This window comes from Catenovulum maritimum, assembly GCF_001050375.1.
Taxonomy (GTDB): Bacteria; Pseudomonadota; Gammaproteobacteria; order Enterobacterales; family Alteromonadaceae; genus Catenovulum; species Catenovulum maritimum.
This window is the reverse complement of record NZ_KQ130482.1, coordinates 243,756-259,277: the sequence shown is the minus strand read 5'-3', so window position 1 is coordinate 259,277 and position 15,522 is coordinate 243,756. Positions and strand designations below refer to the sequence as shown.

The window sequence follows — 15,522 nt, the reverse complement described above, 5'->3', positions numbered from 1 at the left end:
CCAAATAGACATAATAAAAAATAAACCTTTTATATAAGTTGAGTAAAAATGAGAATTTTATTAGTTGAAGATGACTTCCATTTGGCAAATGGATTAAAGGCATCATTAAAGCATGGAGGATACACTATAGATCTCGCTGAAACTGGTGAACTCGCACTTTCAGCAGCTAAATTCAATCCATATGACTGTATTATTCTGGATTTAGGGCTGCCTGATTTAGATGGCTTGTATGTGTTAAAACAGCTTAAACGTCAAAAATACTCAACTGCTGTACTTATTTTAACTGCTAGAGATGGTGTTGAACACAAAGTAGCAGGGTTAGATTTAGGCGCAGATGATTACCTTTCAAAACCATTTAATATGGAAGAGTTACTCGCTCGACTCAGAGTAATAGAACGCAGATTAGGTACTCATTCATCTTTCATGATTTGCCATAAAGAGGTGACGTTAGATACTAGATCACACACTATTGAAGTGAACCAACAACCTATTAGCTTATCGCGCAGAGAATACATGATTATTAAATCTCTAATGGAAAATATAGGTCGAATATTATCTAAGGAACAATTGGAAAACAAACTATATGAATGGGGTGAGGAAATCGCATCAAATACAATTGAAGTACACATTAGCAATATTCGAAAAAAGCTTCCAATTAATTTTATTAAAACTGTTCGAGGTGTTGGCTACGTGGTGAGTAAAAACTAGATGTCGATTCAACGATACTTGCTAACTGTAATCTTATCTGTTGTGATTTTGGCGACATTTAGTGCGGCTTTACAAGGATTTAAAGCAAGTAATAAAAGATTAAACAAGGTATTTGATGATGAAATGTTATCAATCGCTACCACTCTAAAAAACAGCCCGATAAAGCCATCAAATATTCAGGTTGATACCCGTACTTCATTTGCGTTTCAAATATGGAAAAATAATAAACTCATACTCAAAAGTAAAAATGCTCCACAGCAAGCTATTGCCAATGCAGTCACTGGTTTCGGCTACACAAGCTTTCTGGAAGACAGGTGGCGATTTTATTCAATCCTAGAAGCAGAAATTCAAGTTATTGTCGCACAACCTGTTAGTCAGCGCATAGAATCAATTGAGGCTGTATTACTTGAAGCGATTCTACCTATAGTATTTGTAATCCCAATTATCGGTATAATTGTTACATTATCGATAAATAAAAGTTTATTTCCAATCAAAGAACTATCAGAAAATTTAAAGCACAAAGATGGATCAGACTTAACCACTATCAAACTAAAAAATAGATCTAAAGAATTAGAGCCAATAACTGAGACTATCAATGGATTATTGACACGCTTAGCCGCTGCATTTGATAGAGAACAGACGATGGCGAGTAATGCAGCACATGAGCTAAGAACGCCTATTAGTGTACTAAAACTCAATGCTCACAATCTTAAAACTGCTTTCAAACTAAATTCAGTTGAACAAAATCACATAGATGAATTAGAAGCTAATACAGATAGAATGGCACATGTTATAGAGCAAGTAATCACGTTAAATAGGACTTCACCAGAAAATTTTATAGCTACCAAAGTTGACTTTAAATTGACCTCTTTACTACAAGAAGTGATTGCCAACAACTATGACCAAATAGAAATTAATCAACAATCAATCTCTCTTAATACCTCAAATATTATGATTAATGCTGATGAATTTTCGCTAGAAACCATGCTAGACAATTTGTTAAAAAATGCGATCAAATACAGTGGAGTAGCTTCTCAAATACAAGTATCCGCAAGTAAACAAAATAAAGAAATAATCCTAGTAATAGAAGATTCAGGCCCTGGTATTGACGATTCTCAGTTGACTAATGCACTACAAAGGTTTTATCGAATAAAGCAACATACTGAAACGGGTAGTGGTTTAGGGCTTTCAATTGTAGGCCATATAGTTGAACTTCATGGCGGTAAATTCGAATTGATGCGCTCATCTTTAGGTGGCTTAAAAGTATTAATTACTTTCCCGCAAATGGCTTTGGAGAAATCCGATGCTACTTAAAACTATAAATTTATTTGCCTTAATATTAATGCTTATTATAACCCATAAAACAAAGGCGGCGACACAAGAATTCCGTCTAACGCTGAAGAATCATATTTTTACCCCATCAGAAATTATCATCCCAGCTAACACTAAGGTGAAATTACTTATCATCAATCAAGATAATACCATAGAAGAGTTTGACAGCTTTGATTTAAACCGCGAAAAAGTACTTTTTCCAAAAAAGATAGGAAGAGTTTTTATTGGCCCACTACTCCCAGGGCGATACGAATATTTTGGAGAATACTTTCCCCATACAGCAAGAGGCATTGTCATTGTGGAGGCAAAGCATGTTGATTAACACTGTTATATTATTTATTAAAGAAATTTTACCTGTGTTTATTTTACTATGCTTTGTTAGTGCGTTTGTCTCGTCTCATTTTGTAAACCGCGCCAATCTCACTCGTCTATTGATTATATCTATCACATTTATAAGCTTAATTTTTACAAATTTAGAGAATATAAGTGGCTGGTATGATGGCGACGGTATCGAAATTTTAGCCAGTGTTATACATTTTAGTCTTTACTTCATATTACTCGCTTCTAGCTGCCTTATCATGACAAAAAAATCGCTAAACTTACCACTAGGTTTAGCTCTATTTGCATCAGTGTCTATGTTCGCCACTCTTCATTTAAGTGAGTTTTTTTTATATTTTTTCACAATAATTATTAATCAACAATCACTTGCAACAACAATAACTGGCACTGTATTTGGTTTAGGTATTTGTATTAGTTTTAGTACATTGTTAGCTTTACTGTTTAAAGGCACAGTCAATAAACTAGAATGGTTAAGCTATACCTTTTGGGCTTCATATTTAGCTGGTATAGCCACTCAAGGCCTAACTAAATTACAACAAATTGGCTTAGTGGATACTAGACAGACGCTTTGGGATACATCGTTTATCATTTCAGATTCATCTGAATATGGTTATCTACTTAATACACTCATAGGATATGTATCTGCTCCAACTCGCGAATATTTTTTGGTTTATACGATAAGCCTTTTTACTTCAATCATTACTTATTGTTTAGTTTTCAAAGTGGCGCGGAAAAAAATGAGCTGTAGCTTAGGAGATTTGAAATGAAGTTTATAGGCATATTACTAATCGTATTTAGTTCAGTTGTGAGCGCTGACGGTATTGTGGTAGATAAAGTGTATCAACCTTATGTACTTCCGAATGAAATAGAGTTCGAGTGGCGTTTACTATCCCGTCAAACAGAGAAAGGAAACGTATTAGGCCAACGAATAGCATTTGGTAAGGCACTCAATGAACAACTAATGGCTGAAATATACTTAGTTGGAGAAGAAACTAATGTAGAAAGCTTTGCCTTACAAGCCTATGAAATAGAACTTCGTTGGATGCTAACTGAACAGGGAGAAATGTGGGCTGATTGGGGAATGTTATTTGAACTTGAAAAAAGGCACAGATCTGAAGATTGGGAGTTTACGACCGGCCTTTTATTTGAAAAAGAATTAGGGGCAACTAGCCTAACACTCAATGCTTTTACTGTGTATGAATGGGGAAAAAACCAAAAAAATGAGTTAGAAGCAGAATTTAGATTAAAGTATCGTTATCGCTTAATGGCAGAACTTCAACCTGCAATAGAAATTTATACTGGCGAATCATTTATCGGTGTAGGGCCTGCTTTCATGGGGATTATTCGAATCGATCGTAATAGGCAATTTAAATGGGAAGCAGGCTTTATAACTGAAATTAAAAACCCAGTTAAAGATCATAGTTTTAGGCTAGCGCTAGAATATGAGTTTTAAGCCGGTCACCATTGATAAGCCTTAATTATTATGGGGTCGGAGCATGAGATTCCATTCAGACAAAATTTATGATCAAATACTCAAAAAATCACTTTGAGTATTTTCATGTTATCTAAATTAGTAGAGAACTTATCACCTTTAGCAATTTGAATATCAAGTTCTTCAATAGCAAAACCAGCGACAGCAATTGTAATAGTATAGCAATTCTCAGCTAAAGCTTCGCGATATTGTAAGGCGGATAGCCATCAGAAGTTGCTTCCGCTGTTAACGAGCTATCAATCAATGAACCTAAGCGGTCAAAGCCAACACTACTGCGGTATAGTGGGGTTAAATCAACTGAGTTCATAATATATCCTTCATTAGAAGCAACATAAAATAAATACAATTTTTGTAAGTAAAACTCAAAAAAAGACGAATCACTTACACTATTTTAGATAATGATATATCAAGTCATTTTGTAGAACTTTTTTGTAATACAAAAAATAAACATTGCTTTCGTAGGGCCGATCCAGCTACAATGGAGTTCGGGCTTAAGAGAAAGCCGTGTTTGTTTGTCTATACCTCGTCGTTTTAGTTTTAATTCTTCGCGTTATCCTCAGTTAAATATTCGTTTTCTTACCGCTTAATCACCTTATTACAAGGTAAATTTATTAATTTCTAGGATATCTATTATGTCTAATACAACAACTGGTGTAGTTAAATGGTTCAATGAAGAAAAAGGTTTTGGTTTTATTGAACAAAAATCTGGACCAGACGTTTTCGCTCATTACAGCGCAATCGCAAGCGAAGGTTTCAAAACTCTAGCTGAAGGTCAAAACGTACAATTTACTGTTACTCAAGGTCAAAAAGGCCCACAAGCAGAAAACATTGTATGTATCTAAATAATTAATACAGAAATTGTTTTCTGTATTAATATTAAGCTCGCTTTACTACTATAAGCGAGCTATTTAATCCCTCGTAGTAATCTCCCCACAATATTTTTAATTATCTCAGCTTTTGCCATACCGCTTTCATCATATTCAAATATATATCTACTCAGTCTAAATAATCTTATACACAAAACCATTTATTAAAGTTTCTCTAGTCAAATAAACTCACTCTTTTACTTTAAACCACCTAACATCAATTTAAATAACCAATACCGGCCACCTTCCATTAGAGCTTGTTGATCATAATGTTATTTTTTCATCTACAAACATACTATCCGAGTGTACCTAGCTTGATTTGAGTTCAAATTTCGCCCTGAATCCTCGTCGTCAATCAACAAAATCTAATGCGATTAAAGAGAAATAGTCATTTACCTTGATGGTGAGGCTAAAATTTTCTTAATTCTGCTTTGCCTGAAATAATTTATCTTTCAACTCAAATTATAAACAAAGATCAATAACTCCTAATCTGCGTATTAAAAACACAACAAAACTGACAAAACACATAAAAATGTATTACATTTTTGTAAATTAAAATATTGATTAATGTTTTACCTTTGTTATATTCACTTGTGGTGAGAATAAATTAACTCGCCTTTAGCGCTTTAACGTTACAAAAAAATTAAGCAAAAAAGGGTTAGGAAATATGACAAAGGGGAAAAAAGTGAACAAAAATCTAATAACATTAGCCATGCTATTGTCATTATCAGCTTGCGTAGATGTCGAACTAAAAGATGACGCTGAAAAACAAAATAATACTTCAAATACACCAGCTTCAATTTCGGGTTTAACTAAAATAATCGCTAATAATTTAACCGACGAAGTGGAAGGTGAAATATATATTCATGATTCCGATGATGATTCAGAAGAAGCGGCAGTACCTCAAAATGATATGATAACAAGCTATGGTACGTTTTCAATTAATGCCGAGGGCGAATGGACATACGAATTAGATACTTCAAACAATGCTGTTTCAGCCCTTTCATCTGCTAGTGAAACATTAATAGATACGATTAGCATCAGCTCTGTAGATGGTACTAGCGCAGATCTAGTTATTACTATCACAGGTGTTGATCCTGTTGTCGTGGATACAGGTCCAGTCTCTGGTGATGATAGTGTACCTAGCGTATATTGTACTCAAGTCGTTAATTCAATTTCAGCATTCGAAGATGCAGCCGAAGACCTAGTTGCCGGAGATACCTTGTGTATGGCTGATGGTACTTATACGGGTGATTTTGAATTACGCGTTGAAGGCCAAGGTACTAAAGACATGCCAATCACAGTGGCAGCTGAAAACCCAGGTAAAGCTATTATTACAGGTGGTGAAATATCAGCTCGCTTAGGCGGCCAGTACATTGTATTACAAGGTTTTGTATTTAGAGACGGTGAGTCAGGTAGTTCAATCATTAAATTTGAGAAAGAGTCTGAATGTAGTTATTGCCGTGTTACCGAAGTTGCCGTGATTGACATGGACGCCGGTGATTATAGCAGCTCAAAATGGGTTGAATTTTATGGCCACCATAACCGAGTGGATCATAGTTGGTTCTCAGGTAAAGAATCGCGCGGCGCATTAATGGTGTTCCCTCGCTGGACATCTGAGAGTGATTTCAATACAAATGGCTTCCCAGCTGACTATGGACAAATCGATCATAACTATTTTGGTGATCGTCCACCAGCATTTGGTCAAGCTTACGCTGGAAGTAGTGACAACGAGTACGAGGGTATTCGCTTAGGTTTAAGCACAACGCATTCTGCACCTTCTCATACTATTGTCGAAAATAATTACTTTGAGCGTATTCAAGGTGAGGCTGAAATTATTTCAAACAAATCAGCAAATAATATAATTCGCAATAATACGGTTCGAGATAGTAACGGTTCAATCGTGACACGCCATGGTGCAGAAGCCAATATTAGTAATAACTTTATCTTTGGTGATGATAACCCTTTTTCTGGTGGGATCCGCTTAGTTGATGACGGCCATATAGTCACCAATAATTATATTGAAGGTGCTCGTTTCCAAAGCTCTAACTGGAACGGTGGCATTGTACTAACAACAGGTGATGGTGCTGGAGATACAGATAATGGCTATCAAAATGTAGAGAATATCTTGGTTGCGCACAATACGATTGTTGATAGTGTAAACAGTTTAAATGTATACGGTGGTAATAACGACGAAGCTCCTAAAAACGTTTATTTTGTCAATAATATAATCTCAGATGCGATTGGTCCTGTGATTCGCACTAATGGTGAGAGTATGCCTGCCGGATCAACTTTTGATGGTAACTATGTTTATGGTCAGGCATTTTCAGATCAGGATAGTCTAACATCTGTTACAGGCTTTGCTGAATTAGATGCAGAATTGGAAAAAGCAAACGATGGCTTATATCGTCCAAGTACAAACAGCCCAAGCTTAACGGCAGCTGTCGTCAACACAGGTAGTTTCACCTTACCTACGATTGATATGGACGGACAAACGCGTTCAAGTGTTACTGCATCTGGTGCAGATGAAATCTTAGCTGATACAAACCTATTAGCACCGCTTACATCAGCTGACGTAGGACCTAAAAATTACCGTCCAACTCCGGGTAAAATCTACGTCGAGAAAGTTAATATTGCCAACCACGACTTTGATACCGGAGACTTTACCGGTTGGACAAATAATGGTGCAAGTATCACAACAGCAGCAGACGAAGTATTTTCACGCGGTAAAAGCTTAAAGCTGGATACTAATTCTGCCAATGTTACACAAACAGTTAGTTTGACAGCCAATACTAATTATACCCTATCTGCTTTTATGAGAGGCGCAGCTAAACTATCCATACTACTAAATGGGTTTACTTATGCCGCTGAAAGAAACTCAACTTCTTATGGCTTTGAGTCTGTTAGTTTTAACTCAGGAGATGCAACCTCTGCTGTCATCACAGCTTCGGTAGATGATTTCGTCAAGAATAAAGCCGGTCTAGTTAACCCTAATTTTGATGATGGGGATGACGGTTGGACTTCTGTTGAAGGTACAGGAATAGGCCAAGTGCAAGAGTCAAGTAACTCTGCAGGTGGTGCCGATGGCTCGATTAAATTTAAATGGAACGCTGGCGCTGATACAGGTACGCCTCACAACCCGTATATTGCTCAAACTGTATCCGTGGAACCAAACACTTATTACACTATGTCAATGTACAATCTTTACAAAGAAAGTGACGACGATTCATCAATTCATTTCGGCGTATCAACCAACACTGATATTTCAGTCACGTCCGATTGGCTTGCTAGTATCGAGTCTGTCTATTCCGCATTAAAATCTGCAGGCACAACAAAAGGTGATGATAGTTTTTATAAAGATGAATTTAGCTTTGATTCTGGCTCAAATACATCCTTAACTGTTTTTGCCCAATTCGATTCGACCAATGGTACTGAAATCCGAGTCGATCAATTTGAATTAAGCTTTCAAGGAGCTCCTACAGAGGGCACTGAGGCTTATTTTGATAATATACGCTTAGTCTCACATCCTTTATCACCGAGTGAGTCAGAAGCAGCAGCTGATTAAAAATTTAGCTACATTTCTAAAGGGTGAATAATAGAGCTAAATCTATATCGCCCTTTATCTTTCATTCCATTGTCTTAGTTAACCTTAACTCTAGATAAGAAATCACCTCTGTACTTATCCCCCATCATCACTAAAACAATCACTCTCAATAGCTAAGTTCTGTTGCTCTTTTGCGGACAATTTTAAACTGTTTGTTATTTGTAAAACGGCTATTTTGCTAATTTAAAAAGCGGACTGAATGAGAGGCTGATTTTGCCCCGCATTAGGTACAAACTTTGCTTTAAAGAAGGTTTAACAATACTTATTAACTTATCTCCCTATAACTTCCGATAACTAAAGGCAGGGCTAGTACTGAGCAAGCTGAACTGAACTTAATTTAACAAAAGCAAGATAAGTGTGAATTAAACGGATTTTAGTAAACTGTCAGAGCTGTCAGCAATATAAATTGGGGAAATATAGGCTTATATCAAAAGCTAAAAAACAAAAATAAAAGGTTTAAAACGAAAAAGCTGCATTCGTAAAAAATACAAATGCAGCTCCTTAGCTGATTATGAAAATATCTACTATTTACACAATTCGTACATTTTAACAATTTCGTCTTTTGTAATTGGACGAGGGCCGGCTGTGCTATCAGGAGCGCCACCAGGGAACATACGAACAACATCTTCAGCCATTTGCTCAAACTTGTCGTCTGGAATGCCTACATCGCTAAGCGTTAAGTATGAATCCATACGCTTGAACCATTCTCTAACTTTAACGTGTAATAACTGTGCTGCCGCCAAGTCATCAGACTCAGTAACACCAAAACAACGTCTCGCAAGTTTCGCAAATCTATGTGGTAAAGAAGCAGCCATATGCTCAAAATAAGCTGGGATAACCACTACCATACCTCTAGCGTGAGGTAAGTCATAGTGTGCACTCAACGGCATTTCAATTGAATGCATTGGGATACAACCTAAACGACCTAATGCTTGGAAGCCAGACCAACCAAAAATAGAACATAAAGCTAATTGGCCACGAACTTCAGTATCTTCGATATCGTCAACTATCTTCTCGAAGTTATCGATTAAGCATAAAATCATGCCTTCTGTCATACGATCAGCAAATTCTGATTCGTCATGGCTTGATAAATAATGTTCAACCAAGTGAGAGAATATATCGATACAGCTCTCTTTAGTTAAATGCAATGGTACAGATTTTAAGATTTCTGGATCAACGATTGCTTCTTTAGGAATACGATATGGTGAACGTGAGAAACTCTTTTCGTTTGTTTCAGCATTTTGAATAACACCACCAGCATTACATTCAGAACCAGCAGCTGAAATAGTTGGGATAGAGATAATTGGGAATGCGCCTGTATACTCTCTAGGTGTACGATCACCTAAAACAACATAATCCCATGATTTACCACCAGAAAATGCTGTTGCAGCGATATATTTAGAACCATCGATAACGCTACCACCACCTAATGCGATAACAAGATCACATTTTTCTTCTAAGAAAAGCTCTGTCGCTTTATCAATAGTTTGAGCGCGTGGGTTTGGCTCAATTCCAGTGAAAATAACCACTTCTAAACCAGCAGCTAAAAGCGCTGATTCAACTTGTTCTATTACTGGATCTAATGGACTACCTTTCGCGTAAGTCGCGATCATTGCTTTTTTACCATAGCCAGAAGCTATTTGACCTACTTCACTTAAACGACCTGGTCCATAAACCAGTTTTGTTGGGAAATTCCACTCAAATGGAGTCATCGTACACCTCATCAATTCTGTTAGAAAACTTAACAATTTAAACTAATCGTTAAATTGTCATGTGATAAGTATTATAAAAACCCTACAATTTGTCAAACAATATTTTTAATTTGGTAAGATAAAAAGGTTGTTAAAATTAATAAAAAACCAATAAAAATCTTAAATACAAAAACAATAAATTTGGTAATACAATCTAGCTGAAATTCAGTCAAAAATAAAAAATTTGATTGATAGCAACATTTAGTTTGTAGAAAGGAGAAAGACAATAAAGAGATTGTTATAAGAGGACAGACAAAAATGGTGTAAATGAGTATTTAAATTCACTTACACCATTAGAAGATTTTATTAAACCCGAACTCATTTAGGAGAGCTCAGGATTAATCAGCTTATCGTTTAGCCACAACAGCTTTAATTTTACCACCGAATAAAACGGATATGAAACACAGTGGAACAAATGTAGCCGCTAAGCCAAACACTACAGAGTAGTTACCATTAGCAGATAATACTGGAACCAACTGAGTAACAACGATAACACTTAACACCGCACTCGCACCAGAAAGACCAGCTAAAGAGCCAACCGTTTTACCTGAGAAATAATCACTAGGTAGTGTTTGAATATTACCAATTACCACCTGAAAGCCGAATAAAATAAAGGCAATCAAAGTAACAGCCATAGTTGGCGTTTCTGCATATATAGTTGCAAGTAAAGCAGGTAACATAATCAAACAGCCAGCACCAATGACAGTTTTCCGAGCTCGATTAACTGACCAACCAGACCCGATGAGGCGACCTGAAATCCAACCACCCAGCAATGCACCAAACATAGCACCAACATAAGGAACCCAAGAAAACGCACCAATTTGTTTTACATCAAAACCAAATCTTTCATTCAAATACAAAGGTAACCAAGCAACAAATAACCACCAAACAGGATCAATGAACAAACGAGCAGATACAACACTCCAAGCTTGTTTGTGGCCAAGCATTTCACGGTAAGTAGGTACGTACTCTTCAGCGTCAGAATCAGCATTATTTTGCTTTTGGCCGCTTAAAATATACTGACGTTCTGCTTCAGCGAGCATAGGGTGTTGACTCGGTGTGCCTTTATATAAATATAACCAAGGAATTAACCAAAACAAACCTACTCCACCAATAACGAAGAACGTTGCTTGCCAGCCAATAAAAGCATATAACGCAGCGATAAGCGGCGGAGCTATAATAGAACCAATAGAAGCACCAGCATTAAATATACCTTGAGCTAAAGCTCTTTCTTTAACCGGAAACCACTCAGCATTAACCTTAGTCGCACCAGGCCAGTTACCAGCTTCACTGAAACCAAGTAAGAAACGAAATATTGAAAATGAAGTTACAGTGGTTGCGATACCGTGCAAAATTGTCGCAATTGACCATGCACCGATAGAGATAGTAAAACCGATTCTAGCGCCTAACTTATCGAACAAGCCACCAAAAACACCTTGACCAATCGCATATGAAACCATGAAAACTGTCATGATATTCGCATAATCAGACTTATCTAAACCTAAATCTGATGCAATACTCGGCCACATTACCGCAAGTGCAGATCGATCAATGTAATTGATAACCGTTGCTAATGCGATAAGGGATACAACTGCCCATCTTAATCTATTTATAAACATATTTTGCCTCACAGAAAATCTTCACGAATCGGGCTGAATGTATCTATTAATACGCCTTCTTCAATACAAACCGCACCGTGCATCTCCTCTGGCGGAATAAAAAAAGCGTCACCTGCTGACAAACGCTTCACTTCTCCATTAACATGAACGTCAAACACACCACTTTCAATATAAGTTGATTGAGAATGAGGATGTTTGTGTAAATACCCTTCTGCGCCCTTATCAAACCATACTCTAACTAACATCAGCTCATGGTTGTAACCTAATAATTGGCGTTTTAACCCTTCACCTAAATCAACAATTTCATTGTCAGTTGATTTAATTAAACGTTCACTTTGTTGCATATTTATACCTCTTACTAAAATTTTGCCCATCTGGCTGATGCAGTGTGAATATGGCCTTCCTATACATAGCCATTAATAATTAATGGTTAAAAGGCCAAACTAAAAAAAGCGGAACATTTACAAAGTAGGTAAGTGAAATGTTCCGCTGAGGAGTTAATCAGTGTGATTAAAACTTAGCAGCGACAGATAAGAACACTTTAGTTCCTGTCGAAGACACTTCTGATATGCTTGAATCTACACCTCGAACTTGCACTTTCGGTTCATTTAATAAGTTCAACATTTTCAAGCTAACTGAAAATACTTTGTTGATCTTATATTTACCACTGAAATCGAAATACTCAGCATCATCTACATAACGGTTAGACCTTGTGTCAAACAAGTTACTAGGCTGATAGTATTTAGAACGATATTTATACAATAATCTTAATGACAACTTATCAAAGTCCCAATAAACAGACGCTGATGCAGTTTCTTTAGAGTTCCCCCACATATTTGAAGGCTCTAATAAACCAGAGAAATTTGGATCTTCTCTTTGATAATCTGAATCAGAATAGTTATAAGCTGCTTTTACACCTAAACCATCAAATGGTGCTGGTAATTCACTAAAGTGCTTCTGCGCTGAAAGCTCAAAACCTTGAATTACAGACGACTTATCTTCAACATCATTAATCAGAACTGGTAAGCTAAAAGTCGCTGTTGTGCCGTCAGGAATCGCAACATCAAAATTCTCATATATTTTAGAGCTTCTAAACACAGCATCAAACTCTTTCCAATAATAAGCAAAGCTTAAGTATGCATCTTGGCTTGGGTACCATTCTAAAGAAACATCACCATTCCATGACATCATAGGTGCGACATAAGGATTACCGCCTATGATGTCACCAGCCAAACTAGGGATTTCATTAATATTCTGTACTGTCTGACCTTCATTATCAGAATTATTAAAGTTAATCACACGACCAGAAGACATATCTTGTAGTGCAACGCGCGACATAGCTCTAAACGCACCTAAACGTAACATTAAGTCTTGGTTTAAGTGAAAAGTAATATTGGCGCTTGGCAAAAATCTCAAATTATCAGCTTCAGTGACAATCGGTGTAGAGTCGACTTCAGAAGCGACACCAACTGTATAAGAACCATCTTCACCGCGAGATAAGACCAAACCATTATTCCAACCTAAAGAAGTTGTTTCAGTTCTAACAGCTCGAACCCCAAAGTTACCTTCAATTGGTAAACTACCTAGCTCGCTGCGAAAATTTGCCATAGCATATGCTGCTAGTATATTTTCTTGGGCATCAACATCACCAGGGCTTTCGCGCTCAGCTAAATTGCCTATGTCACTGAAAGTTCTCTGCGTCGGATCTGCTTCATCTCTATCATAGATTTGCGCAATACCGCACTCAGCATCCATGATTAAGAAACCATTTACAGGATTACCGCCAGATACGTCACCAAAGTAATCTTTGTTATTAAACTCACTCAAGCAATTATTTTTAACGTCAGTTGCAAGCGCTTCTTCAAGATCATCAGCTAATCCAGCACTTGAATCAGTCGATTTAAATTCTTCAGGTTGTGTATCGGTTGGTACCAGAGCCTTGGCCCACTTAGCATCTTCATCAACCAACATAGTTTCTTCAGAATAACGAACACCAAATTTAACGCTATCAATAAATGAACCACCTACGTTGTAGTCTAAATCAAGACGAGCGGCATAAATCGTATCATCGCGTTCCTCAAGATCTCGATAGTAACGAATAGTATCAATAGTCGGATCTAACGAGTCTAAACTAGAAGGATCAAAAGCTGTTGCACTATCAAAACCTGCTTCCCAGTAAGCATTACCACTAGCATCATTAAAACTTAAGTTAGGTACTAAAGTATCTCGACGATCCCAAGTAAAAGTTTGTTGATTCTTAGTCTCATAACGTGCTAAATGGCGAATTCTTTCACGGTAAGAGTTTGAATAAGATAAATCTAAATCTACTTTTAAATCAGCATTAGGCGTGTAGCTGGCTTTTAAACCCCAGCCTGTATATTCATCATACTGGCTTCGTCTTTCGCCAACGAGCTGAGCTTTTGAAGAACCTTTAAAGTAAACCAGTGCATGCTCGTCATTCATTATATGATCTGTTTGACCGTATCGAACATCTGACAAAGCAAGCTCATGGCGTTGTTCTAAATATTCAAGTTCAGAATAAACCACATCTGCATTAAAATCCCAAAACTCATTAGGCGTATATTGAATCGCAGAAACTATGCTTTTTCTCTCGTCATCATCTTCAATCGTACGGTACGCAAAACTACTCGGCATCATAAATAAGCTAGTAGGGTCATACTGATTAATTGCAGCTGTCGATTCAGCTTTATCAAGCGTTTTATGAATAGAGTGCGCACTGCCACCTCGATTTGGATCCGAATCACAGTTAACCGTGCCGCCTATTTCAGTACCATCTGCATTACGTAAACCACACAAGTTCAAATTTGAACTAGTCGTATAAATTTCTTCAGGGTTAGCAGAATCAGAGTAAGTAACACCTAAGCTAAAACCTAAATCCCCCTCACCGACTTCAAAGCTATTTACCGTCGAGAATAAAAATTCTTTTCCGTATGGGCTTTCACCTTTGATATTGTTTGCACCATCGTTATAAACACCTGTTACTTCAACTATGGTTTGTTCTTTACCATAGGCAACTGGTTTTAACGAGCTAACATCGATTAAGCCTGATACAGCACCTTCTACCAAATCGGCTTGCTGTGTTTTATAAATAACAACTTTGTCGACTAATTCAGAAGGGAATTTTTTAAAGTTAACCGCACGATTTGGGCCAGCATTAGTAATAGAACGACCGTTAAAAGTTGCATAGCCTAAAAATGAACCTAAACCACGAAGTGAGATTTCATTTTGGCTACCTTTTTCTCTATGGCCAGAAGCACCTGGGATATTTTCAATTACGTCAGATAAAGATAACCCCGGTAAATCACCAAAGTCAGCTGCAGCAATTGCATCAACAACAGCGATTGTATTTTTCTTTTCATTTAATGAGCGATTCATAGTAGCTCGGTTGCCAGTGACTTGAATCACCTCAGGGGCTTCACCCGAATCATCTGTATTTTCTGCCGCATATGCACTTTGATTGGCAACAGACAACATGGCGATTGGCCCGCCATATATCAATACATTTCTAATCGCTTTTGCTATTTTATTTTTTGTTAGTACTTGTTTCATTATGAATCCTCTGACTGACCACAGTGTTTCACTTTAATCTAAATGCAACTAACACAATTGTCAAACACTTTATCTCAACAAATAGATTTAATTGTTTTACAAAGATAACAAATGTTTAAATTTGTAAATATTCGGTAACACCCTAAATACCTACCGCTGCTGATAAATATAGATTTTGTTTTACAATATTGCTAAGATAGATGTTAATAAAATAATATGTCGATTGAGAGAGGTATGCGTT

Annotated in this window: 12 protein-coding genes; 7 read left to right on the top strand and 5 right to left on the bottom strand. The window is 36.9% G+C overall.

Annotated features, from left to right (window positions below; genetic code table 11):
- The first annotated feature begins 48 nt into the window (after positions 1–48).
- The 5 genes from XM47_RS00875 to XM47_RS00855 are packed head-to-tail and all read left to right on the top strand — an operon-like array spanning position 49 to position 3,832.
- Complete coding sequence (locus XM47_RS00875) at positions 49–708, top strand: response regulator (RefSeq protein WP_048688297.1); 660 nt, start codon at positions 49–51, stop codon at positions 706–708.
- On the top strand, positions 709–2,022 hold the full coding sequence (locus XM47_RS00870; RefSeq protein WP_048688294.1) for a sensor histidine kinase: 1,314 nt from the start codon (positions 709–711) through the stop codon (positions 2,020–2,022).
- Positions 2,012–2,362 carry a cupredoxin domain-containing protein gene (locus XM47_RS00865; protein WP_078061790.1) on the top strand — a complete coding sequence of 117 codons (351 nt, stop codon included), beginning with the start codon at positions 2,012–2,014 and terminating at the stop codon, positions 2,360–2,362. Before XM47_RS00870 ends, XM47_RS00865 begins: the two co-directional genes overlap by 11 nt.
- Positions 2,352–3,146, top strand: coding sequence for an FTR1 family protein (locus XM47_RS00860; RefSeq protein ID WP_048688292.1), 795 nt, complete (start codon positions 2,352–2,354; stop codon positions 3,144–3,146). Before XM47_RS00865 ends, XM47_RS00860 begins: the two co-directional genes overlap by 11 nt.
- Positions 3,143–3,832, top strand: a complete 690-nt coding sequence (locus XM47_RS00855) for a hypothetical protein (RefSeq protein ID WP_048688289.1) — start codon at positions 3,143–3,145, stop codon at positions 3,830–3,832. Before XM47_RS00860 ends, XM47_RS00855 begins: the two co-directional genes overlap by 4 nt.
- Positions 3,833–4,043: 211 nt before the next feature.
- On the opposite strand, the gene XM47_RS19435 is transcribed toward XM47_RS00855, so the two are convergent.
- A complete protein-coding gene (locus XM47_RS19435; protein ID WP_281175784.1) occupies positions 4,044–4,178 on the bottom strand; it encodes an alpha-crystallin domain-containing protein in 135 nt (44 codons plus the stop codon).
- A gap of 325 nt (positions 4,179–4,503) precedes the next feature.
- On the opposite strand from XM47_RS19435, the gene XM47_RS00845 reads away from it, so the two are divergent.
- Both XM47_RS00845 and XM47_RS00840 read left to right on the top strand, forming a co-directional pair.
- Positions 4,504–4,713 carry a cold-shock protein gene (locus XM47_RS00845; protein WP_048688287.1) on the top strand — a complete coding sequence of 70 codons (210 nt, stop codon included), beginning with the start codon at positions 4,504–4,506 and terminating at the stop codon, positions 4,711–4,713.
- A 709-nt stretch (positions 4,714–5,422) separates the two neighbouring features.
- A complete protein-coding gene (locus tag XM47_RS00840) occupies positions 5,423–8,302 on the top strand; it encodes a chondroitinase-B domain-containing protein (protein ID WP_245623393.1) in 2,880 nt (959 codons plus the stop codon).
- Positions 8,303–8,865: 563 nt separating this feature from the next.
- On the opposite strand, the gene XM47_RS00835 is transcribed toward XM47_RS00840, so the two are convergent.
- The 4 genes from XM47_RS00835 to XM47_RS00820 form a co-directional block, all read right to left on the bottom strand.
- Positions 8,866–10,053: an iron-containing alcohol dehydrogenase gene (locus XM47_RS00835; RefSeq protein WP_048688285.1), complete on the bottom strand. Its 1,188-nt coding sequence runs from the start codon at positions 10,051–10,053 to the stop codon at positions 8,866–8,868.
- Positions 10,054–10,439: 386 nt separating this feature from the next.
- Complete coding sequence (locus tag XM47_RS00830; protein ID WP_048688283.1) at positions 10,440–11,711, bottom strand: MFS transporter; 1,272 nt, start codon at positions 11,709–11,711, stop codon at positions 10,440–10,442.
- 8 nt (positions 11,712–11,719) lie between these two features.
- On the bottom strand, positions 11,720–12,055 hold the full coding sequence (locus XM47_RS00825) for a cupin domain-containing protein (protein WP_048689147.1): 336 nt from the start codon (positions 12,053–12,055) through the stop codon (positions 11,720–11,722).
- 166 nt (positions 12,056–12,221) lie between these two features.
- Complete coding sequence (locus tag XM47_RS00820; protein WP_048688280.1) at positions 12,222–15,281, bottom strand: TonB-dependent receptor; 3,060 nt, start codon at positions 15,279–15,281, stop codon at positions 12,222–12,224.
- Positions 15,282–15,522 lie beyond the last annotated feature (241 nt).

Bases quoted from the DNA above. Each gene is read 5' to 3' on its own strand.
- XM47_RS00875 (WP_048688297.1), top strand. From the start codon at position 49: ATGAGAATTTTATTAGTTGAAGATGACTTCCATTTGGCAAATGGATTA.
- XM47_RS00870 (WP_048688294.1), top strand. From the start codon at position 709: ATGTCGATTCAACGATACTTGCTAACTGTAATCTTATCTGTTGTGATT.
- XM47_RS00865 (WP_078061790.1), top strand. From the start codon at position 2,012: ATGCTACTTAAAACTATAAATTTATTTGCCTTAATATTAATGCTTATT.
- XM47_RS00860 (WP_048688292.1), top strand. From the start codon at position 2,352: ATGTTGATTAACACTGTTATATTATTTATTAAAGAAATTTTACCTGTG.
- XM47_RS00855 (WP_048688289.1), top strand. From the start codon at position 3,143: ATGAAGTTTATAGGCATATTACTAATCGTATTTAGTTCAGTTGTGAGC.
- XM47_RS19435 (WP_281175784.1), bottom strand. From the start codon at position 4,178: ATGAACTCAGTTGATTTAACCCCACTATACCGCAGTAGTGTTGGCTTT.
- XM47_RS00845 (WP_048688287.1), top strand. From the start codon at position 4,504: ATGTCTAATACAACAACTGGTGTAGTTAAATGGTTCAATGAAGAAAAA.
- XM47_RS00835 (WP_048688285.1), bottom strand. From the start codon at position 10,053: ATGACTCCATTTGAGTGGAATTTCCCAACAAAACTGGTTTATGGACCA.
- XM47_RS00830 (WP_048688283.1), bottom strand. From the start codon at position 11,711: ATGTTTATAAATAGATTAAGATGGGCAGTTGTATCCCTTATCGCATTA.
- XM47_RS00825 (WP_048689147.1), bottom strand. From the start codon at position 12,055: ATGCAACAAAGTGAACGTTTAATTAAATCAACTGACAATGAAATTGTT.
- XM47_RS00820 (WP_048688280.1), bottom strand. From the start codon at position 15,281: ATGAAACAAGTACTAACAAAAAATAAAATAGCAAAAGCGATTAGAAAT.